This window comes from Variovorax sp. CCNWLW225, from assembly GCF_037204045.1.
Lineage (GTDB): Bacteria > Pseudomonadota > Gammaproteobacteria > Burkholderiales > Burkholderiaceae_C > Variovorax.
Window position 1 is genome coordinate 422,683 of the sequence record NZ_JBBCBV010000002.1, and the last position, 26,575, is coordinate 449,257.

Here is a 26,575-nt window from a genome sequence, read left to right on the forward strand (position 1 = left end):
GTTGCAACAGAGCGGCAAGGCGCGGCGCCGCCATGGCGCATGCTACGCCGCCGGCAAATGCCATGGCTTGCGAAATCTGGCTCTGCGCGGGTAAAAATGTCCTTCGCCCTGATCACCGGATACATGACCATGCAAAGCCCCGCTGCTTCGTCTTTCCAATCGCTCGCCGGCGTGCGTGTGCTGAGCCTTGCGCTCAACCTGCCGGGCCCCGCGGCACTGCTGCGCTGCCGCGGCATGGGTGCCACCTGCCTGAAGTTCGAACCGCCCGCCCGCGACCCGATGGCGCTCTACGACAAGGCCGCGTACGCCGCGCTGCACGAGGGCATCGAGGTTCGCACGGCCGACCTGAAGACCGAAGCCGGCCAGCAACAGCTGCACGCCGAACTCTCGCGCACGGACGTGCTGCTCACCTCTTTCCGGCCTTCAGCGCTCGTCAAGCTGAAGCTCGACTGGGCATCGCTGCAGGCGCGCCATCCGTCGCTGTCCCAGGTCGCCATCGTCGGCGCCCCCGGCGAGCGTGCCGAGGAGCCGGGCCACGATCTCACCTACGTTGCGGAAAGCGGCCTGGTCACCGGCACTGAACTGCCGCCCACGCTCTACGCCGACATGGGCGGCGCCCTGCTCGCGAGTGAAGCAGTGCTGCAGGCCACGTTGCATGCCCGGTCCGCGGCCAAGGCGAGCGGCGTGTACCTCGAGGTGGCACTCAATGCATCGGCCGATTGGCTGGCGCTGCCGCGCACCTGGGGCCTCACCCGGCCCCAGGGCGCCGTGGGCGGCGCGCACGCGGGCTACCGCGTGTATCCCTGCGCGGACGGACGCGTGGCGGTTGCCGCGCTGGAGCCGCACTTTGCGGAGCGCCTCTGCGAAGCCGCCGGCGTGGCTTCGCGCGACATGTTCGCCGCATCCACGCACGAGGGCATTGCCGCATGGATTGGCACCCGCACCCGCGCACAGCTCGAAGCCATGGCGCGCGAGCGCGACGTGCCGCTGCTCACGCTCGCCGACTGATCAAAGGCGCAGTTCGCTCAGCTTGCGATCGAGCTTGATGAGCCAGATGCGCACCGGCCGTTCCAGGTCGCTGCCGCGCGTAATGCGCGCGCCCGTCACGCCCGCCGGGCACTTGGCAATGATCGCGCCGGTGGCATCCACCGTGCAATCCTCGACGCTGCCTGCGACAGTCTTGCCGTCGGCATCGAGCAGGATCGTGCTCAGGCCGAAGTCGTTGTCGTTCACCAATGCCAGCGTCTGGTCGTCCACCACGGTCAGGCCCTCGGCCTTTTCGGCCAGCCAGCCCAGCGCGTTGAGGTCGAGCAGCTCGGTTTTGCGCATCGCTACCACCGCAGAGTAGTCAGCGGCTCCCGAAGGCGCCTGCGTGATGCTGCTGATTTCCAGGTTGTGGTCGAAGCCCGCAATGTCGGTTGCATTGGCCGGCAGTTCGACCAGCATGAGCTTGTTGAACACCTTGCCGTCGCTCTTGCGCGCACCCTGCTCGATCACGATGAAACGACCGTTGCCCAGGCTCACCACGTCGCCGAGCTTGGCGTTGCCGGTGCGGTTCTTGTCGTACTGGCTGCCGTCGATCGGGTAAGCGTAGAGCTTCGATGTCTCGGTGGCCGGATCGAATGCGAGCCAGCGCGTGAACTTCGCGATGTGGCGCACATCGGTCTTGCTGCCGCCCGGCGGCGTGGCCTGGATCGACTTGCCCGCGCCGTCCTTCGGATCGATCGGGCTCTGCAGAAAGCCGTGCAGCTTGCCGTCTGCCGCGTCGAGCGTCAGCCCCTCCATGCCGCGGTTGGCGCGGCGCTGCGCGAGCACCAGCGGCAGGTCGGCGGCGCCGCTGCCGGGGGCGTATTTCTTCTCGATCACGCCGGTTGCGATGTTGATGCGTGCGATGAACGGGCCGTACTCGTCGCTGGTCCACAGCACGTTGCGCGCCTTGTCGAGCACCATCGTCTCGGGGTCGAGGCCGTTGGCGTCGTAGTTCGCCTTGGCGGCATCGAACACATAGCGGTCGGTCAGCGGCGTTTCGCCCGTCGAGCCCACGCCCGACTGCGGGGGCAGGCCGGTGATCTTCTTGCCGGCATCGAGCTTGAGCGGCAGGCTCGACGAGAGCACCGCACCCGTCTTGCCGATGCGCACGATGCCGAAGCTCGGCGCGAACGACGGCGCGGGAAACACCTTGCTGATGCTGGTGGCGCCGCCGCCATTGGGCACTGGCGCCGTCGGGCCGTCGCCGTTCGGGCCGCGGTCGGTAATGGCATAGAACTCGAGCGTGCCGTCGTCGGCCTTGCCCTTGAACGCCAGGCCCGATCCGTAGGCCGGCAGGAAGCCCGCGGGAAAGTCGGCCTTGGTCTTCTCGTTGTCGCCCTCGTAGGGCACGTTGAAGCTGGCATCGGCCTGCAGCTGGTAGCGCGTGACGTCGATGCCGATGGTGCCGAGCGCGTTGGTCTGCGTCGAGGTTTCGGTCACCGGCGCGCCGAGGCGCGAAGCCAGCGTGTCCTCGAAGTGTTCACGCGCCAGCGTGCGGCGGCTTGAATCGACCATGCGGGCATTGTAGGGAGCAGGCAGGCCCGCGAGCACCGCGTTGAGAGCGGTGTCGAAGCTCGCGGCCGCGGCGCTGAAATCGATGGCGCCGGCCGTGAGCGCGGCCTTCAGTGCCGGGGTCAGGCGGATGCCGTTCGAAGGATCGCGGTCCTCGTCGAAGCTCTGCAGCGCGAGCAGCCGGTTGACGACGGCATCGGCCTTTACGTCGGTGCCGCCGGCCAGGGTCAACGGGGTGATCGCGTCGCCGCAGGCGGCACTGCCGAGCGCGAGCGCACCGACGCTGAAGACAACGGTCTCGCCGTCCTTGCAGGTGAATTCGCCCGCTGCGTTGGTGGTGGCCTTGGCGGCGCTGCCGGCAACGTAGTCCAGGCCTTCGACCGCCGAATCGAGGAAGGTGCCGGTCTTCGACTGGGCGGCCGGTGGATTCGTGGCGCCACCGCCGCCGCCCCCGCCGCCGGACGCGGGGGGAAACGCCCATCCGCCGCTCCCCCCGCCGCCGCTGCCGCCGCAGGCACCCAACAGCACGCTGGCACCTGCGAGCGCCAGCCAACCCATCCTCGATCCTCTTGTCTTCCGCATTGCTTGTCCTTGTGAAGCGCCCGCGCAAAGGCGCAGGCCCCGGCGATTAGCGCCGAGGCAGATGACAAGTCCGTGAAATTGCAGTCGAAAGGTTGCGGCGGGTTCGCTTTTCCAGCGCCCCTTCAGTGCCTCTTAGCGCTTTGTGCCGTCGCGTTCGCGGTCCTCGCGCTTGATCGCAAGGTAGGTTTCGAGTTCGATCTCGTGCAGCTGCCGCGGATACTGCTCGGCCGCAGCGAACCAGGAGCGCTCGCGGCGCTCGGCCGGCGCGCCCGCTTCCGAAGAGAGGTACGTGTCAAGAGTCAGAAAGTAGCGCATCGCATTGCGCTCCACCAGCCCGCGCGCGCCGCGGATGTACTCGGGCTGCCCATCGTCCTCCTTGCCCACCACGGTAAAGCCCACCTTGTTGCGGCCGAAGGTGGCCAGGTATGCCTGCGTGGCCATGCGAACCATCATGTTGTGGTCGTAGCTGTAGCCAAAATGCAGGAAGCTCTTTTTCTCGTCGAGCGCCACCGCTTCGAGCGTGACGCGGTAGTTGCTCGTGCCCAGCGGCCCGCTGGCGGCGTTCATCTCGACCGACAGGTACTCCGGCGTTGCGTTGGCCACGCGATAGATGAAGGGCAGCTGAAACGCCTGATCGACCGGCTTGTCGTAGCGCCGCACGACGAACAGCGTCAGCATGTCCTGCCCCTGCGGCGTGGTGCCCGCGCGGCATCGGCGATTGTTGACGTGCAGCTTGAGCAGTTCGCACCAGTGGGACGACTCCTTGAGCGCAGCGCTGATCTCCGGCAGCGAGTGGTCCACCACCGCGTAGATGTCGCCCTGCAGCCCGCCCGGCGTTTCCAGCGAATCGAGCTGAATGGGCCTTCCGAAGCCGCTGCGCTCGAGCTTGCCCTTCATGCGCTGGTGCGTAGCGCGCAGCGCTTCAGCCGAAGCGCTGGCCGATGCAGATGGAGATTCGGAAGGCGCCGCCAACGCATGCACTGAAGTGGCGAACAGAATGCCCCCCGCCAGGGCTCGCAACCATGAAACCGGCGGAGAGAACAAAGTACTCATGGGGCCACACGATACAACGGGCGGCGAGAATCCCGCCATGCATCCTTCTCTTTCAGTCTGCAAACCGTGAAGCGCCAAGCTCCCGCATCGCCGAATGCAGGCCGCACCGCAGCCGATTCGCGACGACGCAGCGGAGCAGCGCCGTCCTCCTCATCGTCGATGCTGCCGATGGGCCAGCTGCTCCTGGGCTATGCGGCCCTGCTCGGCTATGGCGCATGGACCGCGCGGCTGCCTCCGCTTGCCTTGGGCGTGGTGCTGCTGGTCAGCCTGCTGACCTTCGCGGTCTACGGCTTTGACAAGAGCGCTGCGCAAGCCGGACGTTGGCGCACCGCGGAGAGCACGCTGCATCTGCTGTCTCTGGCGGGAGGATGGCCGGGCGCATGGTGCGCGCAGCGGCTCTTTCGCCACAAGTCGCGCAAGGCGAGCTTCATGGCGGGCTACTGGGCCACCGTGCTGCTGAATATCGCCGCTGTGGCTGCCTGGGTCGGCAAGCTGGTGCCGGCCGGACTGCTCGCGGGCTGAGCTCGGCTCAGCGTGGCTTGCGAATGCTGCCGCGCACCGGGCCGGCCGCAGCCTTACGCGGTGGTGCCGAACCGTTGTCGCGCGGCGGCAGGCCGGTGTGCTGGGTGAGCATGCGGCCCTTCGAGGGCTTCACGGGCGCGAGCCTGACCGGTGCCGATGCCTTGGCCGCCACTGGCGCAGTGGTCGAGTTCTTGCGCCGCGCGCTCGTGTAGCCGCCGTCGGTCAGCGGCTGCCACGTTGGAATGAGGTGGTGCTTGCCGTTGCCGATGAGGTCGGCGCGGCCCATGCTCTTCAAGGCCTCGCGCAGCAGCGGCCAGTTGTTGGCGTCGTGGTAGCGCAGGAACGCCTTGTGCAGGCGGCGGCGCTTGTCGCCGCGCACGATGTCCACCGTCTCGCTGTCGCGCGTGATCTTGCGCAGCGGGTTCTTGTTGGTGTGGTACATCGTCGTGGCCGTGGCCATCGGGCTCGGGTAGAACGTTTGCACCTGGTCGGCGCGGAAACCGTTCTTCTTGAGCCAGATCGCGAGGTTCATCATGTCCTCGTCGCTGGTGCCCGGATGCGCGGCAATGAAGTACGGAATAAGGTACTGCTTCTTGCCCGCCTCGGCCGAGAACTTCTCGAACATCTGCTTGAACTTGTCGTAGCTGCCGATGCCGGGCTTCATCATCTTGGTGAGCGGGCCCTGCTCGGTGTGCTCTGGCGCGATCTTCAGATAGCCGCCGACGTGGTGCTGCACCAGTTCCTTCACGTACTCGGGCGACTGCACGGCCAGGTCGTAGCGCAGGCCCGAGCCGATCAGGATCTTCTTGATGCCCCGCAGCGCGCGCGCACGGCGGTAGATCTTGATGAGCGGATCGTGGTTGGTGCCCAGGTTCTGGCAGATGCCCGGGTACACACAGCTTGGCTTGCGGCAGGCGGCTTCGATCTCGGGGCTCTTGCAGCCGAGACGGTACATGTTGGCCGTGGGGCCGCCCAGGTCGGAGATGGTGCCGGTAAAGCCGCTCACGCTGTCGCGAATGGCCTCGACCTCCTTGATGATCGATTCTTCGGAGCGGCTCTGGATGATGCGGCCCTCATGCTCGGTAATGGAGCAGAAGGTGCAGCCGCCAAAGCAGCCGCGCATGATGTTCACGCTGAAGCGGATCATTTCCCACGCGGGGATCTTGGTCGGGCCGTCGTGGCTGCCGTTTTCGTCGGCATAGCGCGGATGCGGACTGCGTGCGTACGGCAGGTCGAACACGTAGTCCATCTCGGCCGTGGTGAGCGGAATGGGCGGCGGGTTGATCCACACGTCGCGCGCCGTGGCGCCCTCGCCGTGCGCCTGCACCAGCGCGCGGGCGTTGCCGGGGTTGGTCTCGAGATGCAGCACGCGGTTGGCGTGGGCATAGAGCACCGGATCGGCGCGCACCTGCTCGTACGAAGGCAGGCGAATCACGCTGCGGTCGCGCGGAGGCACCTTGATCTTGGCGCGCTGCTGGAGCGCGGGGTTCGGCACGAAGGTCAGCGGCTTGATGGCCGGGTTCACCGGGTTGGCCGCGGCGCCTGCTTCAGCAGCTTGCGCCACGGCCTGGGCTTCGTCTTCCTTCGCGCAGGTCGCGCCGTTGGCCTTGGCCTGCTCCGACACCATGAGGTACGGGTTGACGTGCGCCTCGACGCGGCCGGGTTCGTCCACGCTGGTGGAGTTGATCTCGAACCACTCTTCTGGCGTGTCGCGCCGCACGAATGCGGTGCCGCGCACGTCGGTGATCTCGTGCACCGGTTCGCGGGCTGCCAGGCGGTGGGCAATTTCGACGATGGCCCGCTCGGCGTTGCCGTACAGCAGCAGGTCGCACTTCGAGTCGACCACGATCGAGCGGCGGACCTTGTCCTGCCAGTAGTCGTAATGCGCAATACGGCGCAGCGAGCCTTCGATGCCGCCGAGGATGATGGGAACGTCGTTCCAGGCTTCCTTGCAGCGCTGCGAATAGACGATGGCCGCGCGGTCGGGCCGCGCGCCGCCCACGTCGCCGGGCGTGTAGGCGTCGTCGCTGCGAATCTTGCGGTCCGCCGTGTAGCGGTTGATCATCGAATCCATGTTGCCGGCGGTCACGCCGAAGAACAGGTTCGGCTTGCCCAGCGCCTTGAAGGGCTCGGCGCTCTGCCAGTCGGGCTGCGCGATGATGCCCACGCGAAAGCCCTGCGCCTCGAGCATGCGGCCGATCACCGCCATGCCGAAGCTCGGATGGTCGACGTAGGCGTCGCCCGTCACCACGATGATGTCGCAGCTGTCCCAGCCGAGCGCGTCCATTTCCTTGCGCGTGGTGGGCAAGAACTTGGCCGTGCCGAAACGGGCCGCCCAGTACTTGCGGTAGCTGGTCAGCGGCTTGGCGGCACGCGCAAAAAAGGAGACGTCGACGGGGGCGTTCATCAGTGGGAAGTTGGCGGCGCGGCTTGGCGGGCTCGGCGCCGCAGTGGGCAACCCACGATTTTAGGGTTTTCCATCACTTCTGTCGCGTCCGGTCGCTTTGGCGTGACTGCGGCAAGGCCTTTTATTAGTTGCCAAAGTCAACTATCAATATGACAATGGCAACCATGTCGAGCACCCTGGCCACTCCCGATACCGCCGCCGTCAAGGCGATCCGGCAGTTCAACCGCTTCTATACGAGCCGAATCGGCGTGCTCGATCCGTACCTTGGCAGCGACATGTCGCTGACCGACGTTCGCGTGCTGTACGAGCTGGCCCACCGGCCAACGCCCGTGGCAAGCGAGATCGGCCGCGACCTGCGGCTGGACGCCGGCTACCTGAGCCGCATCCTGCGCCGCTTCGAAGCCGAAGGCTGGCTCACGCGCCAGCCCCACGCCCGCGACGCGCGGCAAAGCGTGCTGCGCCTTACCGAAGCCGGCCACGCCGCATTTGCGCCGCTGCAACAAAAGTCGCGCGACGAGGCGGCCGCCCTGCTCTCCCCGTTGCCGCCGCACGACCGCCAGCAGGTGGTCGATGCCATGGCGCGCATCGAGCGCCTGCTCGATCCGGCCACCGCCCCTGCGGCGCGCACCCGCACCGTCGTGCTGCGCGACCCGTTGCCCGGCGACATGGGCTGGGTGGTGCAGCAGCACGGCGAGCTGTATGCGCGCGAGTACGGCTGGAACAGCGAGTTCGAGGCGTTGGTGGCCGAAATCGTGGCTCAGTTCGTCCGCAAGTTTCAACCGGCATGGGAGAAGTGCTGGATTGCGGAGCTCGACGGCGAGCGGGTGGGCGCGATCTTCGTGGTGCGCAAATCGGCCACCACGGCCCAGCTGCGGCTGCTTTTGCTCGCGCCGTCTGCACGCGGCCTGGGGCTTGGCGGCCGGCTTACCGACGAATGCATCGCCTTCGCACGCGCCAAGGGCTACAGGAAGATGGTGCTTTGGACCAACAGCTGCCTGGAGGCCGCCCGTGCCATCTACGCCAAGCGCGGTTTCAAGCTGGACAAGTCCGAGCCCTATGAAGGCTTCGGCCAGCAGCTCGTGGGCGAGACCTGGTCGCTCAAGCTGCAGTAGACGAAGCGGTTCGCCGCCCCCTGACCCACAGCTTTCGAAGCAGGGGTGCGAGCCACACCAGCACAACCACCGCGGCCAGCGAAGCGGCAATGGGCCGCGACACGAAGCCCGCCAGGTTGCCGCCGGACTTGATCATCGAGGTGATGAAGTTCTCTTCGAGCATGCCGCCGAGCACCACGCCCAGAATGGCGGGCGCAATCGGAAAACCGTTCTCCTCGAGCAGGTAGGCCACGATGCCGGCCGCGAGCATCACGCCCACGTCGAACAGCGAGTTGTTGATGGCGAATGCGCCGACGATGCAGAACAGCAGGATCAGCGGCATCAGCACGTTGCGCGGCACCCGCAAGATGCGCTTGGCCACCTTGATGCACAGGATGCCGAGCGGAATCATGATGATGTTGGCAATGATGAACAGCATGAACACCGCATAGATGTTCTGCGGGTTGGTGGTGAAGAGCGTCGGGCCCGGGTTGAGGTTCTTCATGTAGAGCACGCCGATCACGATGGCGGTGATCGAGTCGCCCGGAATGCCGAACACCAGCGCCGGAATCCACGCGCCGGCCAGCGCGCTGTTGTTGGCCGAACCCGATTCGACAATACCTTCGACATGGCCCGTGCCGAACTTCTCGGGCTCCTTCGAAAATTTCTTGCTCATGGCGTACGACATCCATGCCGCGATGTCGGCGCCCGCGCCCGGCAGCGCGCCCACCGCCGTACCCAGCACGCTGCCGCGCAATATCTGCACGGGGTACTTCTTGGCCAGCGCCCATTGGCCCGAGAGCACGCGGCCCACTTTCTCGACCACGATCTCGCCGGGCGGCAGCGTGTCGACCGCGAAGCGGATCACCTCCGAGATGGCGAACATGCCGATCATCATCGGGATCATGCCGATGCCGCCCGTCATCTCGGCATTGCCGAAGGTAAAGCGCGGAAAGCCCGCCGGGTTGCCGAGCCCCACGCAGGCCACCAGCAGGCCGAGCAGCAGCGTGACCATGCCCTTGAGCGGCCGGTCCGAAGTGATGAACACCGCGCAGGTCAGACCCAGCAGCACGAGCCAGAAGTACTCGAACGAACTGAAGTTGAGCGCAAAGTCGGCCAGCGCAGGCGCCGCCACGATGAGCACCACGGTGCCGAAGAGCCCACCCACGGCGGAGAACACCAGCCCCGCGCCCAGCGCGGTTTCGGCCATGCCCTTGCGCGTCATCGCGAAGGCTTCGTCGGTATAGGCGGCGGATGCGGGCGTGCCCGGGATGCGCAGCAGGCAGCCGGGAATGTCGCCCGAGAAGATGGCCATGGCGGTGGCCGTCACCATGGCCGCGATGGCGGGAATGGGCGGCATGAAAAAAGTGACCGGCACCAGCAGCGCAACCGCCATGGTGGCCGACAACCCCGGTACCGCGCCAACGAACAGGCCATAGAGCGAGGCCAGCACCATCACAAGGAGGGTGTAGGGCTCGAAGACCATCGAGAAAGCCTGCAAGAGTGCTGCCGACATGAGTAGAGGCCCCGGTTACCAGGCAATGGGCGTCAGCACGCCCCAGGGAAGAGGAACGCGCAACAGCTTGTAGAACGCGGCATGGATGAGCAGCGAGGCAACCAGCGCAATGAGCACCGCGCGGCCCGCCGGCACGCGCATGGCAAGCATCAGTGCCAGCAGCGAGACAGAAGCGGTCAGCAGGAAGCCCAGCCGCTCCGAGGCGAACATGTAGAACAGCACCGAGCCGATGACCAGCGCGGCCGACAGCACGTGGCGCGGCGAAGCGGCCCAGTCGCCGAGCCGCATCCAGGCCACGGCCTGGCGTTCGCGCCAGCCCTTGACCAGCAGCATGAGGCCGCAGACGCATAGGCCGATGGCAATCAGCCCAGGGAAAAGCGCCGGCCCGACCTGCTGGCCCGGTATGCCCGGATAGCTGCGCACCACGGCCAGCACCAACGCGCCGAGCACCAGCAGAATCAAGCCGAAGACCGCGTCGTTGAACTTCATTGCGCTGCCCGCTTGCCGGGCGCGCATGCACGCCGCGCGGCGCTCACTTGACGATACCCACGGCCTTCATGGTTGCGCCGAGTTCGGCGTCGGACTTGGCCATGTAGGCGGCAAAGTCCTCGGGGCCCGCATAGATCACGCCAAAGCCGCGCGAGGCCATGAAGTCGGTGTACTCCTTGCTCGCTACCACTTTCTTGAGCGCGCCCGCGAGCTTGTCGCGCACGTCGGCCGGAAGGCCCTTGGGCGCGACGATGCCGCGCCAGGCCGCCATCGACCAGTCGCTGCCGATGGACGCCTTGAGCGTGGGCACATTCGGGTACAGCGCCGAAGGCTTGTCGCTCATGATTGCAAGGCTCTTGACCTTGCCGGCGTCGATGAGCGAGCGCGCCTCGGGCAGCGAGACCGGCGCGATGTCGACGCCGCCGGCCACCACGTCCTGCAGCCCTGGCGCAGCGCCGTTGCTCGGCACCCAGGGTACGGCCGCGGGATCGATCTTCTGGTCGCGCAAGAGGCCCGCAATGGCTAGGTGCCAGATGCCGCCCTGCCCGGTGCCCGATGCCTTCAGCTTGCCGGGGCTGGCCTTGATGGCTGCGAGCAATTCGGCCACGGTCTTGTAGGGCGCATCGGCGCGAACCTGGATGCCGGCCGGATCGAGGTTGGCAAGGCCGATAGGGGTGTACGACGTGCTGGTCAGTTGCGTGAGCCCCTGCCAATGCATCATGCCGATCTCGACGGTGGCCATGCCGATGGTGTAGCCATCGGGCGGTGCGGCGGCAATGGCGGAATGGCCCACCACGCCGTTGCCCCCGGTGCGGTTCACCACGGTGAACGGCTGGCCCAGTTCTTTTTCGAGCAGACTCGCAATGATGCGCGCCGTGGCATCGGTACCGCCGCCGGCGCCCCAGGGAACGATCAGCGTAACCGGGCGGCTCGGATAAGCCTGCGCGGCTGCGGGAGCCGCCGCTGCAAACATGGCAAGCCCGGCCGCAACGCCCGCGGCATGGGCAACGAAGGAGCGGCGCGAAAAGAAATTGGACGAACTGTCACGGGACGAACTGACACGCATGGTTGTTGTCTCCTGGCGAAGGTCATTGGTATGACGTTTGAATGGCCATGCGATTTTTCGCACAGTTCACTCGCCGGAGACATTAGGGTGAACCATCGTGTGCCGCACCCGGCGGCGTGATTTGGTTACTGCATGAACCAGCCGTGGCTCACCACCAGCGATTGCCCGGTCAGCGCATTGGTCGGAAAGGCCGCGAACAGCAGCGCCACGCGGGCGACGTCTTCGGTGGTGGTGAACTCGCCGTCGACGGTTTCCTTGAGCATCACGTTCTTGATGACCTGCTCTTCGGTGATGCCCAGCGTCTTGGCCTGCTCCGGAATCTGCTTTTCAACGAGCGCCGTGCGCACAAAACCCGGGCAGATCACGTTGGCGCGCACGCCGTGCTTGGCACCTTCCTTCGCAACGGTCTTGGCCAGGCCGATGAGGCCGTGCTTGGCCGTGACGTACGGTGCCTTCAGCAGCGAAGCTTCCTTCGAATGCACCGAGCCCATGTAGATCACGCTGCCGCCGCGGCCCTGGGCGTACATGTGCTTGAGGCAGGCCTTGGTGGTGAGGAAGGCGCCGTCCAGGTGAATGGCGAGCATCTTCTTCCAGTCGGCAAAGCTGAACTCATCGACCGGGTGCACGATCTGCACGCCGGCATTGCTGATGAGAATGTCGATGCCGCCGAAGGCCTTGGCCGCTTCTTCGACCGAAGCGTTGACCTGCTCTTCGCTCGTCACGTCCACCGCCACACCGATGGCCTGCGCGCCGGCGGCCTTGAGCTCGGCAGCCGTAGCCTCGGCCGCTTGCTTGTTGAGGTCTGCAATGACGACCTTGGCGCCTTCGCGCGCAAACAGAACGGCAATCTCCTTGCCGATGCCGCTGGCCGAACCGGTGATGTAGGCGACCTTGTCCTTGAGTTGCATGGTGAACGTCCTTGAGGTTGAAAGAAGAAAAAGAAAGAAAACGGAACTGCGGGATTCAGGCGAGCACGCGAGCGGCGCCTTGCATCAGCGGGAGAGCCCGGGCCGCTTGATGCGCCCCACACCCGGCTCGCCGAGGTCGAAGGTGGTCACGCCGTTCACCGTGGCATCGCTGCGCAGCGTTTCGGGGTGCGCCAGGGTTCGCCGCATGTCGCGCGCGCCGGCTTCCCAATGCTCTTCGACCGCGGCGCGCGAGAACTCGTAGTCCTTCGATTCGGCCTCATAGGGCTTGTCGCGGTAGATCAGGTGAAAGATGTCGATCGGGTGGTGCGTGAGCTCGGCCTGCACCGCAAGCACCGAGGGGTCGTTGCGCAGGTTCGCGGGCAGCTTGGAGATCAGGTCCGCAATGGCCTGCTGCAGGTTCAGGTTGGCGGCCAGCGCATCGGTGTTCATGCGGGTGCGGCTTGAATAGGTGATGTCCTTCTGGCGCTCCAGCACGCCGGAAAGCGTGCGCGGCATCTCGCCGCGCGCATTGAAAAGGTCGACCTGCAGCACCACCAGCGGCTCGGAGCGCGGGTGAATGTCGAGCACGTATTGCAGCGGCGTGTTCGAGACGATGCCGCCGTCCCAGTAATCGTCGCCGTCGATGGTCACCGGCGCAAAGCCCGGCGGCAGCGCGCCGCTGGCCATGATGTGCTCCGGGCCGATGCGCTGGCGCGTGTTGTCGAAGTACACCGAGTTGCCGGTGCGCACATCGACCGCGCCCACGCTGAAGCGCGCCTCGCACGCATTGATGCGGTCGAAATCGATCAGACGCTCGAGCGTGAGCTTGAGCGGCGTGGTGTCGTAGTAGCTCAGGAGCGGTGCCGCGGCCCCCATCAACAATGCGGGCGAATAGCGCGGCTCGAAGAAACCCGGAATGCCGACCAGCATCGCCATGGAGGCGCTCCACTGGTTCTGCGCGGCGCGGTCGCCCAGCCATGCCGGCAGACGCTGCGCCGGCCCGGAAGACACCAGGTGCCAGAACTCCCGCAGCCTGTCGACCCGCTTGTCGGGCGCGTTGCCCGCGATCAGCGCGGCGTTGATGGCGCCGATCGAGACGCCGGCAATCCAGTGCGGCTGCAGGTCGGTCTCGCTGAGCGCGGCATAAACGCCGGCCTGGTAGGCGCCGAGGGCGCCTCCGCCCTGCAGCACCAGCGCCTTGCGCGCGGAGCGCATGTCTTCGCGGGGCGCTGCGAACGGGCTCAGGGTCTTCTTGCTTGCCGTGCGAGGCTTCCGGGGCTTCTTCGTCGTCATATGGTGTCATTTGACACCAGCCCCGCGACTGCAAGCTGACCGCAGTCGCCCTTACATCTTGGGCAGCATCTGTCCCCGGATCTCACCCGCCGGATTGGCCGCCGTGTGGATGTTGGCGTACCACTTGCCTGCAAGCAGGTCGGCGGCCTGTGCCGGCGTGAGCGTGGCCTGGCCTTCGATCGGGCTCTCCGTCCTGGCAAAGGGCAGCACCACGCCTGCATTGGCACCCGCTGCCGCGGGTCCGTGGAAGTGGCCGGCGGTGGCCGGGCCGCTGAGGCCGCTGTAGGTGATCTTGTATTTCAGGACATTGGTGTCCCTGTTCAGCCAGGCTTCAGCCAGGCCGCTGCCGCGCGTCATGTTGGGCGGCACTTCGCTGGCGGCGTTCATGGTGCCGCTGAAGCTCGCGACGTTCGACTTCGACATCATCCCGCAGCCGGCCAGCGCAGCGCTGGCTGCGCCGGCGATGAGGGTTGCGCGCAAAAGAGTGCCATATCGGTTCATGAGCTTTATCTCCTGAGTTATGAAACCGCTTCAGCATAGGCAGCCCCGGCCCGAGCCGATGTCGGCCACCACCGCGACTTTCAGGGCCGCCGGTGCGGCGCCCCAGGCTGAAAGAGAATGCGGCGATGAACCCTGCCAACCTTCCCACCGCCCGTGATGTGGTCGACTTCTGGCGCAGCGCCGGACCCGACCGATGGTTTGCCAAGAACGATGCCTTCGATGCCGAATTCGGCGGGCGCTTTCTCTCTGCGCACGAAGCCGCAGCTCTCGGCCAGCTCGACGATTGGGCGAACGACGCCGAGGGCGCGCTTGCGCTGATGGTGCTGCTGGACCAGTTCCCGCGAAACACCTGGCGCGGCAACGCGCGCATACTCGCTACGGACGCCAAGGCGCTGGCGGTGGCCCGCAAGGCGATCGAGGCAGGCCTCGACCTGAAGGTGGACGAAGCGCTGCGGCGCTTTTTCTACCTGCCCTTCATGCACTCCGAATCGCTGGCCGACCAGGAGCGTTCGGTCGAGCTCAATGCGGCGCTCGATGCCAACACGCAGCGCTTTGCGGTATTGCACCGCGACATCATTGCGCGCTTCGGCCGCTTTCCGCACCGCAACAAGCTGCTCGGGCGCACCAGCAGCGCCGAGGAACAGCGCTTTCTCGACGAAGGCGGCTTTGCCGGCTAGCGCTGGGGCAGCGGCTCCGACCGGGTGGGCGAAGGATTCGCGCTGGCGCTGTCCCTGGCGTTCTTGAGCGAGCCGTAAGTCTTGGCATACACCCAGGTGAACTCGGCGCCCAGAAGAAAAATCTGCGCCGAGTAGTACACCCACACCAGCACCACCACCAGCGAGCCCGCGGCGCCATATCCGGAGGCCACGCTGCTCTTGCCGATGTACAGGCCGATGAGATGCTTGCCCACGGTGAAGAGCAGCGCCGTGACCGCGGCGCCCACCCACACGTCGCGCCATTGCACCTTGGCCCGCGGCATGATCTTGTAGATCATCGCGAAGATCACCGTCACCATTGCAAAGCTGAAGACGAAATTCACCGCTTGCGCCAGCGTCGCCCAGGCGCCGAACACCGGCGACCACCACTTGCTGAGCGCAGCCAGCGCCGCGCTCGCCACCAGCGACACCATGAGCAGAAAGCCGATGCCCATGATCATGCTGAACGACAGCAGGCGCACGCGCAGCAAGTTGAAGAGCCCCTTGTTCTTTGCGCGGGCCGGTGCGCGCCAGATGCGGTCGAGCGCGTCCTGCAGTTCGCCGAAGACGGTGGTCGCGCCAATCACCAGCAGGCCGATGCCGGCCACCGTGGCCACGATGCCTTCGGCCGGCTTGTTGACCGCCTGCAGCATGCTTTGCACCGCGGCCGCGCCCTGCTCGCCCATGAGGCCCGCAAGCTGCAGGAAGATTTCGCCTCGCGCGGCCTCCTGCCCGAACACCAGGCCCGCCACGGCGATCACGATCAGCAGCAGCGGCGCAATGGAAAACACCGTGTAGTAGGCCAGCGCGGCCCCCATGCTCGGGGCATAGTCGTTCGACCATGAGGCCACGGCCTCTTTGCACAGTTCGAACAGCGCTCGCATCTGCATGATCATGAAGTCTCCCTTTTGAATGACACAACGGCATGTCAGCCCGCTGCCCGGCGTGTTGCAGGTAGGACTACGATAATCGCTCCACATGCATCCGTCTCCCTCAGGCGCGGCGGCGCCATCCGACCCTCCGCAACCGAAGTCGCCACGCGACCTTTTTGTTTCATTCACCTGGCTTGCGCTGCAGGGATTCGGCGGCGTGCTGGCTATCGTCCAGCGCGAAATGGTCGAGAAAAAGCGCTGGCTCACGCCCGAGCAGTTTCTGGAAGACTGGGCCGTGGCCCAGGTGATGCCGGGCCCCAACGTGGTCAACCTTGCGCTGATGATCGGCGACCGGTATTTCGGACTGCGCGGCGCCATCGCCGCCGTGGCCGGCATGCTCGCAATACCGCTCGTCGTCATCCTGATGCTGGCCGTGCTGTACGCGCACTACGCCGGCAACCCGCAGGTGGCGGGCGCACTGCGCGGCATGGGCGCGGTGTCAGGCGGGCTGATTGCCGCCACCGGCATCAAGCTGATTCCGCAGCTGCGCAAGCACCCGCTGGGCTTTGCCGCCTGCCTGGTGTTCGTGGCACTGGTGTTCGGCGCCATCGCGGTACTGAAGATTCCGCTCGGCTGGGTGCTGCTGGCGGTGGGCGGCGTGGCCTGTGCGTGGACCTGGCGGAGGATTGCGCCATGAGCACCGCCGGACCGCCCCAAGGTGCGAGCGCCCCCTCGGGGGGCAGCGAGCACACGCCAGTGCCGAGCGTGGGGGCCACATGAGCCCTGTCACGATCGCGATGCAGTGGCACGACTGGCTTGCACTCTTCGGCCAATACCTGTTGCTGTCGCTGCTGTCGATCAGCGGCGCCATCACCACGGTGCCCGACATGCACCGCTACCTGGTTGCGCAGCACGGCTGGCTCACTGAAGCGCAGTTCAGCTCGTCGGTGGCCATAGCCCAGGCAGCGCCTGGGCCCAACGTGCTTTTTGTCGCGCTCATGGGCTGGAACGTCGGCCTCAATGCGGGCGGCGGCATCGGCGCCGGGCCGAGCGCCTGGCTGCTCGGCTTTCTCGGGCTTTCGATCACCATGGTCGGCATCATGCTGCCGAGCACCACCCTCACCTATCTTGCCACCCGCTGGGGCCACCGCAACCGCGACAAGCGCGGCGTGCGCGCCTTCAAGCAGGGCATGGCGCCGGTGGTGGTGGGCCTGTTGATTGCCACCGGCTGGGTGCTCGCAGCGGGCAATCATTCGGGCGACGCGCCCGCCTGGCATCTGTGGCTGCTGAGCGCGGCGGCAACCCTTGTCGTGTGGCGCACGCGCATTCATTTGCTGTGGCTGCTCGGCGCGGGCGCGCTGCTCGGCGCCATCGGTTTTGTCTGATCCTCGCTCTTTTTAGGGAAGAAATTCATGTCGCAACTTCGCTCGCTGGGCCGCTCGGGCCTCCTGGTTTCACCGCTCGCCTTCGGCGGCAACGTGTTCGGCTGGACGGTGGACGAAGCCACCTCGTTCCGCCTGCTGGACGCCTGGCTGGATGCGGGCTTCAACTTCATCGACACGGCCGACGTCTATTCGAGCTGGGTGCCGGGCCATACCGGCGGTGAGTCCGAAACCATCATCGGCAAGTGGCTCAAGCAGAGCGGCAAGCGCAACCGCGTGGTGCTGGCCACCAAGGTCGGCAAGCCCATGGGTGAAGGCAAGTCGGGCCTGTCGCCTACGTACATCCGCGAAGCGGTGGAGGCTTCGCTCAAGCGCCTGCAGACGGACTTCATCGACCTGTACCAGGCGCACGACGACGATACCGCCACGCCGCTGGAGGATTCACTGGGCGCTTTCGACGAGCTGATCAAGGCCGGCAAGGTGCGTGCCATCGGTGCCTCGAACTACAGCGCGCCGCGGCTGGCCGAAGCGCTCGATATATCCGAGCGGCTTGGCATTGCGCGCTACGAAAGCCTGCAGCCGCTGTACAACCTGTACGACCGCGCAGTGTTCGAGGACGAACTGGAACCGCTGTGCGTGAAGCGCGAAGTGGGCGTCATCAACTTTTATGCGCTGGCGGCCGGTTTTCTGACCGGCAAGTACCGCACCGAGGCCGACGCCTCGAAGAGCGCTCGCGGTGCCAATACCACCAAGAAGTACCTGAACCCGCGCGGGCTGCGCATTCTCGAGGCGCTGGACAAGGTGGCCCAGCAGTACAACGCCAAGCCGGGGCAGGTCGCCATCGCATGGCAGATCGCTCGGCCTTCGGTCACGGCGCCCATTGCCAGCGCAACTTCGATTGCCCAGCTGGAAGAACTGGTCGTGGCCACCCAGCTCAAGCTGGACGCCGGCACCATCCAGATGCTGGACCGTGCCAGCGAAGAAACCCCGGCCTGACACCGGGGGCCTGCCTACCCGTCGACCGGATTCAGCGGCGTCGAGAGAATCCGCTGATAAAAGGCTACGTCGAGCCAGCGGCCGAACTTGAACCCGGCCTGCCGAACCGTGCCAGCATGTTCGAAGCCCAGCCGTTCGTGCAGGCCGATGCTGCCGGCGTTCGCAGCATCGATGGCGCCGACCATCACATGCACATCGCGTGCCGCCGCCTCTGCAATGATCGCCTCCATGAGCGTGCGGCCGAGGCCCGCGCCGCGGTGCCCGGCCTCGACATACACCGAGTGCTCCACCGTGTACTTGTAGGCCGGAAAGGCCCTGAACGCGCCGTAGCTTGCAAAGCCCAGCAGCTTGCCGCTCTCGTCTTCCACGCCGATCACGGGAAAACCGTTGGCGCGCTTGGTGGCGAACCACGCAACCATGCTCTCGGGCGTGCGCGGCTTGTAGTCGTACAGCGCGGTCGAATTGACGATGGCTTCGTTGAGGATGGCGAGGATCGCGCCCGCGTGGGCTTCTTCGGTGCAGGTAATCAGGCGCATGTGGGTTCCTTTCGAACTGGCGGCGACGTGTGGGGTAGTTTTGTCTAATATAGGAGAATAATAGTCTCATATGAGAAACAATTCTTCTCCGCCCGACGAACCCGCCGACATCGACTCGCTCATCGCCGGCCGGCTTCTTGGGCTGCGCCAGGCCAAGGGGCTGAGCCTTGCGGAGCTGGCCAGTCTTTCAGGCGTCAGCAAGGCGATGATCTCGAAAGTCGAGCGTGCGGAAAGCAGCCCGACCGCCGTGTTGCTGGGCCGGCTTGCCGCGGGACTGGGCGTGCCGCTTGCGCAGCTGCTGACCGAAGACAAGGGCTCGCCGCGCCGGCTACGCGCCCGGGCGCAGCAGGAGGTCTGGCGCGACCCCGAGGCCGGCTATTTGCGCCGCCAGATTGCCGAGCGCGGTGCAAACGGCGGCGTGGAGATGGTGGAGATCGAACTGCCGCGCTCGGCGCAGGTCGGCTATCCGCGATGGAGCGGCAAGCCGTATCGCCAGTGCCTCTGGATGCTCGAAGGCGCGCTGCGAGTGGACTATGGCGACGAGCGTTTCGAACTGGCCGAGGGCGATTGCCTGGATTTTGGCGTGGACCGCCCCTTGGTCTTCAAGGCGCTTGGCCGCACTGGCTGCCGCTACCTGCTGGTTGCATCGCCCCCGTAAGCCGGCGCCGGCCCGCCCAGAAGTAGTAGGCAAGTTCCCACAGCGACTGGCGACGAAGGCCTGTGCCGGCTCCGGCACTGGCCGGGATACTGCAAGGCATCACAGTTTCGGGGAAACAAGCATGTCTTTTGTGCTCTACATGATCGGTTTTCTGATTTTCCTGGGTGGTCTCGCCTGGGGCGCATCGGTCGCCGGCGTGCCCACGCTCTACATCGGCATTGGCGCGCTGATCATCCTGGGCATCGGCATCTTCAGCGCCGTGGGACGCACGCGCAGCAAAGACCCTTCCTGAGTTCGATGCTGGCTGCAGCCCATTCCACACAGGCTTCACGCCGCACGCGCATGGCGTAGCTGACTTCGTGTGCGCATCGCAGGTCGCGGTGCGTATCCCTGCAAGTCAGCTCGCCCATCTCCGCCTCACGTCCTTCGCCGTCTCGGCGACGCCTCTTCTCCCGTTGTTGCACGGCTGCCCCGCTGATGGTGGCCGAACAGGGGTTCGATCACCTCCAGCCGAGCAATCGGCCTCAGGTGCCGCGCTGGCGCATCGCCTCGTAGAGGCACACGCCGCTGGCCACCGAGACGTTCAGGCTTTCGACCGCTCCGGCCATCGGAATGCTCACGAGCTCGTCGCAGGTCTTGCGGGTGAGCTGGCGCATGCCCTCGCCTTCGGCGCCGAGCACCAGCGCCAGGGGCCGCTTGAAGTCGCTCTGGTAGAGGGTGCCGGGCGCATCGTCGCTGGTGCCCACGCACCAGATGTTGCGTTCCTTGAGCTCGTTCAACGTGCGCGCCAGGTTGGTCACCATGAAATACGGCACGGTTTCGGCGGCACCGCTCGCCACCTTGGCCACGGTGGCGTTGATGCCGGCCGCATGGTCCTTGGGGGCGATGACCGCATGCGCCCCGGCGCCGTCGGCCACGCGCAGGCAGGCGCCCAGGTTGTGGGGGTCGGTCACCCCGTCGAGCACGAGCAGAAGGGGCACGGTGCCGGCTTCTTCGAGGCCCTCGAGCAGTTCGTCGAGCGAGCGGACCTGCGCGATGGGTTCGACCCGCGCCACCACGCCCTGGTGGCCGTGGCTGCCGCTGAGCTTGGCAAGGCGCAGGCCATCCGCCTCGACCAGCCTCACGCCGGCTTCCTGCGCACGCGCAATGAACTGTTTCATGCGCGCATCGCGCCGGCTGGTGTCGAACATCACTTCGAGCACCGATTTGGGCGCGGTCTTGATGCGCACGCCCACGGCATGGAAGCCGAAGATCACTTTAGGGGAAGACATCCCCTGATTATCGAGGGCCGCGCGCCCTGCCTTTCAGGCAATCGGCAATCCGCTGTGCGCCCGGGTTTTTTCGTCGTGCAGTTCCTGCACGGCCAGCGCGTTCGGATGCACCCGATCGCTGTTGCCAGCGCTTTCCAGATATTGGCACGCGGCATGGCTTTCGGCGGCTTTTTCGTAGCGCGCCACCCAGGCGTCGCGCACCGGCAGCTTCTCGGGCGACACGGGCCAGACACCCGGCTGCGGCCGCATGTGTTCGCCGATGCCGATGCGCCAGGGCTTGGCGCTCAACCGGGCGCGAAAGCAGTTCTGGTTGCGGCACATGCGCGCATAGGTCTTGTCGACGCCCAGCGCTTCAAAGCACTCGGCCACCGCCGGGTCGGCCGGGCTGAAGACGTCGTGCATCGCCAGCACGCGAAAGCCGGCCGGGGTGCGGTAAAGGCGCAGGTGCCAGTCCGGGTTTTGATACACGAAGCGCCCGATACGCTCGGCAGCGCGCTTTTCGGGCGAGGGGTTGCTGCTGGCCTCGCCGCGCTTCCTGGCCAGGCCGATGCGGTAGGCAACGATGAAGACCACCAGAGCCGCAATCAGGCCGCCCAGCCACGTCTTGGCGGCCCATCCGCCGACAACGCCCGCAATCAGCGCAGGCGCCAGCGCAAAGCCGAACACGCTGCCTCGCAGCGGCTCGTCGAAGTCGATGTCCACGAACAGCACATCGGGCGTGTTGAGGCAGCGCGCGCCGTAGCTGTTGCGGGTAATGACGGTGTCGCCCTGCCGCTCGACGATTTCCTCGCGGATGGGCACGCCGTGGGCGCCGTTGTAGGCCAGCTTGCGCTCGCGGCGGTCGAGCTGCTCGCCACGGGCGATGCGCTCGAAGGCTTCCTGCGTGCGCTGGTCGGCATGCGCCTGCGCGGCAATCGGGCTGTCGTCGGACCAGCCGTAGCGCCGCACGGTGATCTGCTTGCCCGCGACCCGCTCCTGAATTCGGCCTTCGGCCCAGAACTGCGGAACGATCATGCCTCGAGCGAGGCCACCAGCACAGGCTTCGACTCATTGAGCGCCATGCGCCCCGCTTCGATGGTGATGCGGCGCTCGCACTGTGCCGCAATGCCGCGGTCGTGGGTAACGAGCACGAGCGTGGTGCCGAGTTCGCGGTTCAGGTCGAACATCAGCCGCATCACCTGCTCGCCCGTCGCAAAGTCGAGGCTGCCGGTGGGCTCGTCGGCCAGCAGCAGGGCCGGCTGGACCACAAAGGCCCTGGCCAGCGCCACGCGCTGCTGTTCGCCGCCCGAAAGCACCTTGGGATAGTGGCCGAGCCGCTGCCCGAGCCCGACCCGTCCGAGCATCTCTGTGGCGGCCTTGCGCGCGTCCTTGCGGCCGGCCAGCTCCAGCGGCAGCATCACGTTTTCGAGTGCGCTCAGGTTGCCGAGCAACTGGAAGCTCTGAAAGACGAAACCCACGCGTTGGGCCCTGAGAGCGGCGCGCGCGTCTTCGTCGATGGCAAAGATGTCGTCGCCCGCGAGCTTGACGGTGCCGCGCGTGGGCGTGTCCAGCCCCGCGATGATCGACAGCAAGGTACTCTTGCCGGAGCCCGAAGCCCCCACGATGGCGGCGGTTTCCCGCGCGCCCAGGGTGAAATCGATGTCCTGCAGAATGTCCAGCGTACCGGTCGAGTCTGTAACGGACTTGAACACGTGCTCGACGGCGACAATGGCTTCAGACGGGAGTTGGGACATGGAAAGGCTTTTCGTTTTGAATCGACGTGACTTTATCTTGACCGCCGCCGCATCCGGCATTGCAGGGGCATCGGCAACGGCGCACGCCCAGACCGCGCAGGCTGCGCCGCCTCGCAAACCGGTGATTCTGGTGCTCGGCGATTCGCTGAGCGCCGAATACGGCCTGAAGCGCGGCGAAGGCTGGGTGCCCCTGCTTGAGAAGCGGCTTGCCGAGCAAAAGATCCCGGCCACGGTGGTCAACGCCAGCATCAGCGGCGACACCAGCTCGGGCGGCCGCGCTCGCTTTGCCTCGCTGCTGACGCAGCACAAGCCCAGCCACGTGGTGGTGGAGCTTGGCGCCAACGACGCGCTGCGCGGCCTGCCGCTTCAGAACACCGAGGAAAACCTGCTGCAGATCACCAAGGCGGCGCAGGCGGCCGGAGCCAAGGTGCTGATCGTCGGCATCCAGGTGCCGCCCAACTACGGCGGCGACTACACGCGGCGCTTCGAAGCGGTGTTCGGCAAGGTGGCCAGCGCCACCAAGGCGGCACTGGTGCCCTTTCTTCTCAAGGGCGTGGCCGATGCCCCCGATGCGCTTGCGCTCTTCCAGGCCGACCGCATTCATCCCACGGCCGCGGCACAGCCCCAGTTGCTAGAGAACGTGTGGCCGGAACTGCGCAAGCTGCTCGCTGCCAAATAGGCCCGGCACAAACAAAAAAGCCGCTGCAGGCCTTAGGGCTTGCAGCGGCTTTTTTTCGAAAGCGTCGATCGGTGAATCAACCGTTCTTGGTCGGCAACTCGGGCACCGTCGGCGGGTCGCGCTCGAGCGATGCCACGTCGGTTTCCGGGTCGCCCGGGGCGAGTCCTTCGCTGCTTGGAGAGAGCTTGCGATTGGCCTTCTCGCGGAGCTTCTCTTCCTTTTTCTTCTTCTTGGCCAGCTCCTTCTGGCGCTTTTCGTAGCCGTAATTTGGTGTTGCCACTGCTTCTCCTTGAGGCGAGACAGTCACGGTGACTGTGCGTAGCCTACTGTAAGCGATAACGGTGCAGTCTCAAGGCGCGGGGCCGGCGGGTGTTTCGAACTCGAACACACCTTGCAAACCTGGATAGCGCTGGTCCATGAACCAGCCCATGGCACCGGCGCCGGCCAGCATTGCCAGGACAAGGACCGCAATCATCCAGCCGACGTGTTCGCCCAGCGGCCAGACCAGAAACACGGCCAGTACCGGCAGCAGCGCGGCAAGGGACGAAAACCACATCCACCGCCTAGGTGCCAGCATGGGCTCCCAGGTCTGAGGATCGATGCCGGCGTCGATGAACACCTCAGCGGCAAAGCGCAGCCGAGGCCGGGGCCGGGTGGCGAGCCGCAGCAGCAGCGCCCGCAGGAGCGCGGCGCGGTTGCGAAAGCGCAGCACGCGCGGGGCGTCCATGGTCAGCGCCAAGGGCAGCCTCACATCCATGGTTTCACCACCGCCCGCAGCCCGCTGGAAGACCAGCCGCTTGACGATCGCATCGCTCGAAATGAATTCGGTTTTCACATCCTGCAGGCCGGTGCGCACGCGGCAGACCTCGCGCCAGGCCACCGCCTGCGGCGACGCCGGATTGCCCCAGCGCATGCCGTCGGCGTCGATCCGGATCGAGCCCTGGCCCACGTGCGCAAACTGCCGCAGCAGATACCAGAGGCCGCCGCCCAGACCGGCGAGAAGCGCGAGCACGGCCAGCGCGACGATCCCCTCGTTGCCGTGCAAGTTCGACCAGTCGTCCTGCAGCACCACCGCGGCGGCAAAGGAGAGCGCCATCAGCGCAAAAAGCGCCACCAAGCCGCCCAGCAGGAGCCGCGTGGCGACGAGGTCCGGCACACCCTCCACCGCTCCATCACGCGCGAGCGCTTCCAGCACGTTCGCGGGAACCTCGAGCACGCGCGGCACGGCGACATGGGCATCCGCTGCGCGTGCCGGCGCCATGCCGCGGGCGGCCGGCGCGGCGATGGACTGGCTCTTGCGATTCTTTCTTGCCATGCGCCTGGGCAAGGCCTACATCTGCAGTAGCGCCTGCTGCAGGTCGGCGCGCAGGTCTTCCACGTCCTCCAGGCCGACCGAGAAGCGCACGAGCGTGCCCTTGTGCGGCCAGGGCGCCACGTTGGCATCGCGCATCAGGCCGATGTCGTAGGGCACCACCAGGCTGACCGGGCCGCCCCATGAGTAGCCGAGACGGAACAGGTTCAGGCTGTCGCAGAAGCGGTCGACCTGTTCGGTGCTGTAGCTCGCATCGAACACGACCGAGAACAGGCCCGCGGCCAGGTCGGTTTCGCCGCAGAGGGCGCGCCAGTTTTCATGGCCCGGCGATTCCTCCAGCGCCGGGTGGAGCACCTGCGCGATCTCTTCGCGGCCGCTGAGCCAGCGTGCCAGTTCGCGCGCGGTGCGGTCATGGGCGGCGTAGCGCAGCCCGACGCTGGGCAGCGAGCGCAACAGCGTCTCCACGTCGCCCACGCCGACGCCGAAGCCCATCCGCATGTGGGTGAGCTTGAGAGCGCGGTGCAGCCGCTCGTCCCGCGTGATGACGCTGCCCATCAGCACGTCGCCTCCGCCGCTCGGGTATTTGGTGAGCGCATGCACCGAGATGTCCACGCCCTGCCCGCTGCCGTTGAAGTCGAAGGGGGCAAACGCCAGCCCCGCGCCCCAGGTGTTGTCCAGCGCCGTGACCACGCCGCGGGCGCGGCAGATGTCCACCAGCGCCGGCAGATCGGGAAACTCCATCGTCACCGAACCCGCCGCCTCGACCCAGACGAGCCGCGTACGCTCCGAGAGCTTGGCCTGCAGGTCGGCCGGGTTCATCGCGTCGTACATGCGATGCGTGATGCCGAAGTTGGCCAGCTCGCCGGTGGCCAACGCCTTGTTGGGGCCATAGGCATTGTCGGGAATCAGCACCTCGTCGCCGCTCTTCAGGAAAGCGAAGGCAACCAGCGAGATGGCGGCAAGCCCGCTCGGCACCAGCAGGCATTCGGTGCCGCCTTCGAGGGTGGCCAGGCGTTCCTCGAGCGTGAAGGTGGTCGGCGTGCCGTGCAGGCCGTAGGTGTAGCCGGCCTTGGTCTTCCAGTCACGCGCGCGCATGGCGGCCACGTCGGCGAAGAACACGGTCGAGGCCTTGTAGATGCCCGGCTGCGGCGCGGCGAAGTTGGCGGGGGGCTTGTAGGGATGGTGAATCAGGGTCGTGGAGGGCTTGCTCATGGCCCCGATGCTAGCGCGGCGTTTCGCCGCACAATGCGCCGATGGGCAACAGCCTGTTTTTCCCCTCACCCGAAAGGCAGCTTCCATGGCCATCCACGAGCTTTTTCCGTATCTCTGCGTCGACAACGCCGGCGCCGCCATCGACTTCTACTGCAAGGTCTTCGAGGTCAAGGAAATCTTCCGGCTGACCGAACCGAGCGGCCGCATCGGGCATGCGGAACTCGACTTCCACAACGGTGCGATCCTGATGCTTTCAGACGAGTTCGCCGAATACAACATCCACAGCGCCAGGACGCTAGGCGGCACCGCGGTCACGCTGCATCTGCACGTGGACGATGCCGATGCCGTGGTGGCGCGGGCCGTCGAGGCCGGTGCCACGCTCGACATGGCGCCGCAGGACCAGTTCTATGGCGAGCGATCGGGCGTGTTCCGCGATCCGTTCGGGCATCGCTGGAACGTGGGCCACAGCATCGAGAAGCTGACGCCTGAAGAGATGCAGCGTCGCTACACCGCGATGTTCGATTCCGGCGGAGCGTAGGCACCGGTCGCACTGGGTTTCCGAGAGGTTTACCCGTTCACCGTTGGGCGCCGATGCTCGCGCTTTCTCGCTGCGCCTACTTCCTTCGAGATGGACGAGACCACGGTCGCCCACTCTTCGGCCGTGAGCAGCAGCGCGGTTTGCGAATGCAGGAGCGTGTCTTCCTTGTCCAGATGCGTGGACATGAACTGCCGGTGCTGCCGCAACAGGGCGCCGGCCTGCCCGGCCGCATCGGTGTCGCCGGACCGGGCGCGCTCGAGCAGCAGCCGCGCCTGCGAGATGAGGCCGTTGCAGCACTCGCTCTCGGCATCGAGCTGCTCAAGGAGCTCGTCGGCTTCGCGTGACCTGCCGCGAAGTATGTTCAGCATGACAACGCCTTTGGGGCGATGCGTGTTTTCTTCGAAGGCCCGAAGCCGCTCGATGATCTCGATGGCGGACGTTGCGCGTTGCCGAACGCTCGCCTCGCCCCCCGCCTTCATCGCCTCGCGGAGGCAATCCAGCAATTCCCGGGTGCGAACGTGCTCCGCGCGCAAGATGGCCCACGCGCATTCGGCTGCCAACATGCCTGACTCCTTTGGAGCCGCTGACGGCTCCAAAACTGCCTGTGAACTTCAAGCTTTAACGCTATCGTTCTACATCGTTGCAGCAGGGACTGCAAGCCGTGGCGGCGCATACGCGCCGTGCGCCTACATGCCGGGGAGCCTGGGGAACTGATGAGTTGC

Annotated in this window: 29 protein-coding genes; 11 read left to right on the top strand and 18 right to left on the bottom strand. The window is 66.2% G+C overall.

Features of this window, described 5'->3' with window-relative positions:
- Positions 1 to 129: 129 nt before the first annotated feature.
- Positions 130 to 1,008, top strand: a complete 879-nt coding sequence (locus tag V9L20_RS06580) for a CoA transferase (protein WP_258505886.1) — start codon at positions 130 to 132, stop codon at positions 1,006 to 1,008.
- Here the strand turns inward: V9L20_RS06580 and V9L20_RS06585 are convergent, their stop codons facing one another.
- Both V9L20_RS06585 and V9L20_RS06590 read right to left on the bottom strand, forming a co-directional pair.
- Entirely contained in the window at positions 1,009 to 3,123 is a 2,115-nt protein-coding gene (locus V9L20_RS06585) for an esterase-like activity of phytase family protein (RefSeq protein ID WP_337295955.1), read from the bottom strand.
- Positions 3,124 to 3,255: 132 nt separating this feature from the next.
- On the bottom strand, positions 3,256 to 4,020 hold the full coding sequence (locus V9L20_RS06590) for a hypothetical protein (RefSeq protein WP_337295956.1): 765 nt from the start codon (positions 4,018 to 4,020) through the stop codon (positions 3,256 to 3,258).
- 222 nt (positions 4,021 to 4,242) lie between these two features.
- Between V9L20_RS06590 and V9L20_RS06595 the strand changes: the two genes are divergently transcribed.
- Complete coding sequence (locus V9L20_RS06595) at positions 4,243 to 4,698, top strand: DUF1294 domain-containing protein (protein ID WP_337295957.1); 456 nt, start codon at positions 4,243 to 4,245, stop codon at positions 4,696 to 4,698.
- Between the two features lie 7 nt (positions 4,699 to 4,705).
- On the opposite strand, the gene V9L20_RS06600 is transcribed toward V9L20_RS06595, so the two are convergent.
- Positions 4,706 to 7,105, bottom strand: coding sequence for a YgiQ family radical SAM protein (locus tag V9L20_RS06600; RefSeq protein ID WP_337295958.1), 2,400 nt, complete (start codon positions 7,103 to 7,105; stop codon positions 4,706 to 4,708).
- 155 nt (positions 7,106 to 7,260) lie between these two features.
- Between V9L20_RS06600 and V9L20_RS06605 the strand changes: the two genes are divergently transcribed.
- Positions 7,261 to 8,217, top strand: a complete 957-nt coding sequence (locus tag V9L20_RS06605) for a bifunctional helix-turn-helix transcriptional regulator/GNAT family N-acetyltransferase (protein WP_337295959.1) — start codon at positions 7,261 to 7,263, stop codon at positions 8,215 to 8,217.
- Here the strand turns inward: V9L20_RS06605 and V9L20_RS06610 are convergent.
- The 6 genes from V9L20_RS06610 to V9L20_RS06635 form a co-directional block, all read right to left on the bottom strand.
- Positions 8,204 to 9,712, bottom strand: coding sequence for a tripartite tricarboxylate transporter permease (locus V9L20_RS06610; RefSeq protein WP_337295960.1), 1,509 nt, complete (start codon positions 9,710 to 9,712; stop codon positions 8,204 to 8,206). The genes V9L20_RS06605 and V9L20_RS06610 overlap by 14 nt on opposite strands.
- Before the next feature lie 15 nt (positions 9,713 to 9,727).
- Entirely contained in the window at positions 9,728 to 10,201 is a 474-nt protein-coding gene (locus V9L20_RS06615; RefSeq protein ID WP_258505879.1) for a tripartite tricarboxylate transporter TctB family protein, read from the bottom strand.
- 43 nt (positions 10,202 to 10,244) lie between these two features.
- The gene (locus V9L20_RS06620) at positions 10,245 to 11,267 is read right to left on the bottom strand and encodes a tripartite tricarboxylate transporter substrate binding protein (protein ID WP_337295961.1); all 1,023 of its coding nucleotides are present in this window, start codon (positions 11,265 to 11,267) and stop codon (positions 10,245 to 10,247) included.
- Positions 11,268 to 11,392: 125 nt separating this feature from the next.
- Positions 11,393 to 12,175 (bottom strand): 3-hydroxybutyrate dehydrogenase, encoded by a 783-nt coding sequence (locus V9L20_RS06625; RefSeq protein WP_258505876.1) that lies wholly within the window; start codon positions 12,173 to 12,175, stop codon positions 11,393 to 11,395.
- Positions 12,176 to 12,259: 84 nt separating this feature from the next.
- Positions 12,260 to 13,468 carry a patatin-like phospholipase family protein gene (locus V9L20_RS06630; protein ID WP_337295962.1) on the bottom strand — a complete coding sequence of 403 codons (1,209 nt, stop codon included), beginning with the start codon at positions 13,466 to 13,468 and terminating at the stop codon, positions 12,260 to 12,262.
- Between the two features lie 51 nt (positions 13,469 to 13,519).
- Entirely contained in the window at positions 13,520 to 13,969 is a 450-nt protein-coding gene (locus V9L20_RS06635; RefSeq protein WP_337295963.1) for a CHRD domain-containing protein, read from the bottom strand.
- Positions 13,970 to 14,094: 125 nt separating this feature from the next.
- Here V9L20_RS06635 and V9L20_RS06640 point away from each other — a divergent pair, with 125 nt between their 5' ends.
- On the top strand, positions 14,095 to 14,646 hold the full coding sequence (locus V9L20_RS06640; RefSeq protein ID WP_337295964.1) for a DUF924 family protein: 552 nt from the start codon (positions 14,095 to 14,097) through the stop codon (positions 14,644 to 14,646).
- Here the strand turns inward: V9L20_RS06640 and V9L20_RS06645 are convergent.
- Positions 14,643 to 15,560 carry a YihY/virulence factor BrkB family protein gene (locus tag V9L20_RS06645; protein WP_258505873.1) on the bottom strand — a complete coding sequence of 306 codons (918 nt, stop codon included), beginning with the start codon at positions 15,558 to 15,560 and terminating at the stop codon, positions 14,643 to 14,645. The two genes, V9L20_RS06640 and V9L20_RS06645, sit on opposite strands and share 4 nt — an antisense overlap.
- An 82-nt stretch (positions 15,561 to 15,642) precedes the next feature.
- Between V9L20_RS06645 and V9L20_RS06650 the strand changes: the two genes are divergently transcribed.
- The 3 genes from V9L20_RS06650 to V9L20_RS06660 all read left to right on the top strand — a co-directional run bounded on the left by V9L20_RS06650 (position 15,643) and on the right by V9L20_RS06660 (position 17,914).
- The gene (locus tag V9L20_RS06650) at positions 15,643 to 16,233 is read left to right on the top strand and encodes a chromate transporter (RefSeq protein WP_258505872.1); all 591 of its coding nucleotides are present in this window, start codon (positions 15,643 to 15,645) and stop codon (positions 16,231 to 16,233) included.
- A gap of 79 nt (positions 16,234 to 16,312) precedes the next feature.
- The gene (locus V9L20_RS06655) at positions 16,313 to 16,921 is read left to right on the top strand and encodes a chromate transporter (RefSeq protein WP_337295965.1); all 609 of its coding nucleotides are present in this window, start codon (positions 16,313 to 16,315) and stop codon (positions 16,919 to 16,921) included.
- 27 nt (positions 16,922 to 16,948) lie between these two features.
- Positions 16,949 to 17,914 carry an aldo/keto reductase gene (locus V9L20_RS06660; protein WP_337295966.1) on the top strand — a complete coding sequence of 322 codons (966 nt, stop codon included), beginning with the start codon at positions 16,949 to 16,951 and terminating at the stop codon, positions 17,912 to 17,914.
- A gap of 14 nt (positions 17,915 to 17,928) precedes the next feature.
- On the opposite strand, the gene V9L20_RS06665 is transcribed toward V9L20_RS06660, so the two are convergent.
- A complete protein-coding gene (locus V9L20_RS06665) occupies positions 17,929 to 18,450 on the bottom strand; it encodes a GNAT family N-acetyltransferase (protein WP_337295967.1) in 522 nt (173 codons plus the stop codon).
- A 70-nt stretch (positions 18,451 to 18,520) separates the two neighbouring features.
- Here V9L20_RS06665 and V9L20_RS06670 point away from each other — a divergent pair, with 70 nt between their 5' ends.
- Both V9L20_RS06670 and V9L20_RS06675 read left to right on the top strand, forming a co-directional pair.
- Positions 18,521 to 19,108 carry a helix-turn-helix domain-containing protein gene (locus tag V9L20_RS06670; RefSeq protein WP_337295968.1) on the top strand — a complete coding sequence of 196 codons (588 nt, stop codon included), beginning with the start codon at positions 18,521 to 18,523 and terminating at the stop codon, positions 19,106 to 19,108.
- Between the two features lie 121 nt (positions 19,109 to 19,229).
- A complete protein-coding gene (locus tag V9L20_RS06675; RefSeq protein WP_148110631.1) occupies positions 19,230 to 19,400 on the top strand; it encodes a SoxR reducing system RseC family protein in 171 nt (56 codons plus the stop codon).
- Between the two features lie 232 nt (positions 19,401 to 19,632).
- Here V9L20_RS06675 and rlmB read toward each other — a convergent pair whose 3' ends face one another.
- The 3 genes from rlmB to V9L20_RS06690 are packed head-to-tail and all read right to left on the bottom strand — an operon-like array spanning position 19,633 to position 22,112.
- Complete coding sequence (gene rlmB / locus V9L20_RS06680; RefSeq protein ID WP_258505868.1) at positions 19,633 to 20,379, bottom strand: 23S rRNA (guanosine(2251)-2'-O)-methyltransferase RlmB; 747 nt, start codon at positions 20,377 to 20,379, stop codon at positions 19,633 to 19,635.
- 33 nt (positions 20,380 to 20,412) lie between these two features.
- Positions 20,413 to 21,393, bottom strand: coding sequence for a hypothetical protein (locus V9L20_RS06685; protein ID WP_337295969.1), 981 nt, complete (start codon positions 21,391 to 21,393; stop codon positions 20,413 to 20,415).
- Positions 21,390 to 22,112, bottom strand: a complete 723-nt coding sequence (locus V9L20_RS06690) for an ABC transporter ATP-binding protein (protein WP_126747300.1) — start codon at positions 22,110 to 22,112, stop codon at positions 21,390 to 21,392. Before V9L20_RS06690 ends, V9L20_RS06685 begins: the two co-directional genes overlap by 4 nt.
- Between V9L20_RS06690 and V9L20_RS06695 the strand changes: the two genes are divergently transcribed.
- Positions 22,111 to 22,791 carry an arylesterase gene (locus tag V9L20_RS06695; RefSeq protein WP_337295970.1) on the top strand — a complete coding sequence of 227 codons (681 nt, stop codon included), beginning with the start codon at positions 22,111 to 22,113 and terminating at the stop codon, positions 22,789 to 22,791. The two genes, V9L20_RS06690 and V9L20_RS06695, sit on opposite strands and share 2 nt — an antisense overlap.
- A gap of 76 nt (positions 22,792 to 22,867) precedes the next feature.
- Here V9L20_RS06695 and V9L20_RS06700 read toward each other — a convergent pair whose 3' ends face one another.
- The 3 genes from V9L20_RS06700 to V9L20_RS06710 all read right to left on the bottom strand — a co-directional run bounded on the left by V9L20_RS06700 (position 22,868) and on the right by V9L20_RS06710 (position 25,315).
- Positions 22,868 to 23,071 (bottom strand): hypothetical protein, encoded by a 204-nt coding sequence (locus V9L20_RS06700; RefSeq protein WP_126747299.1) that lies wholly within the window; start codon positions 23,069 to 23,071, stop codon positions 22,868 to 22,870.
- 69 nt (positions 23,072 to 23,140) lie between these two features.
- Entirely contained in the window at positions 23,141 to 24,106 is a 966-nt protein-coding gene (locus V9L20_RS06705; protein WP_337295971.1) for a hypothetical protein, read from the bottom strand.
- Positions 24,107 to 24,121: 15 nt separating this feature from the next.
- On the bottom strand, positions 24,122 to 25,315 hold the full coding sequence (locus tag V9L20_RS06710; protein WP_337295972.1) for a PLP-dependent transferase: 1,194 nt from the start codon (positions 25,313 to 25,315) through the stop codon (positions 24,122 to 24,124).
- Positions 25,316 to 25,400: 85 nt separating this feature from the next.
- On the opposite strand from V9L20_RS06710, the gene V9L20_RS06715 reads away from it, so the two are divergent.
- The gene (locus V9L20_RS06715; RefSeq protein WP_258505864.1) at positions 25,401 to 25,853 is read left to right on the top strand and encodes a VOC family protein; all 453 of its coding nucleotides are present in this window, start codon (positions 25,401 to 25,403) and stop codon (positions 25,851 to 25,853) included.
- A gap of 29 nt (positions 25,854 to 25,882) precedes the next feature.
- Here V9L20_RS06715 and V9L20_RS06720 read toward each other — a convergent pair whose 3' ends face one another.
- The gene (locus tag V9L20_RS06720; RefSeq protein WP_337295973.1) at positions 25,883 to 26,416 is read right to left on the bottom strand and encodes a hemerythrin domain-containing protein; all 534 of its coding nucleotides are present in this window, start codon (positions 26,414 to 26,416) and stop codon (positions 25,883 to 25,885) included.
- Positions 26,417 to 26,575 lie beyond the last annotated feature (159 nt).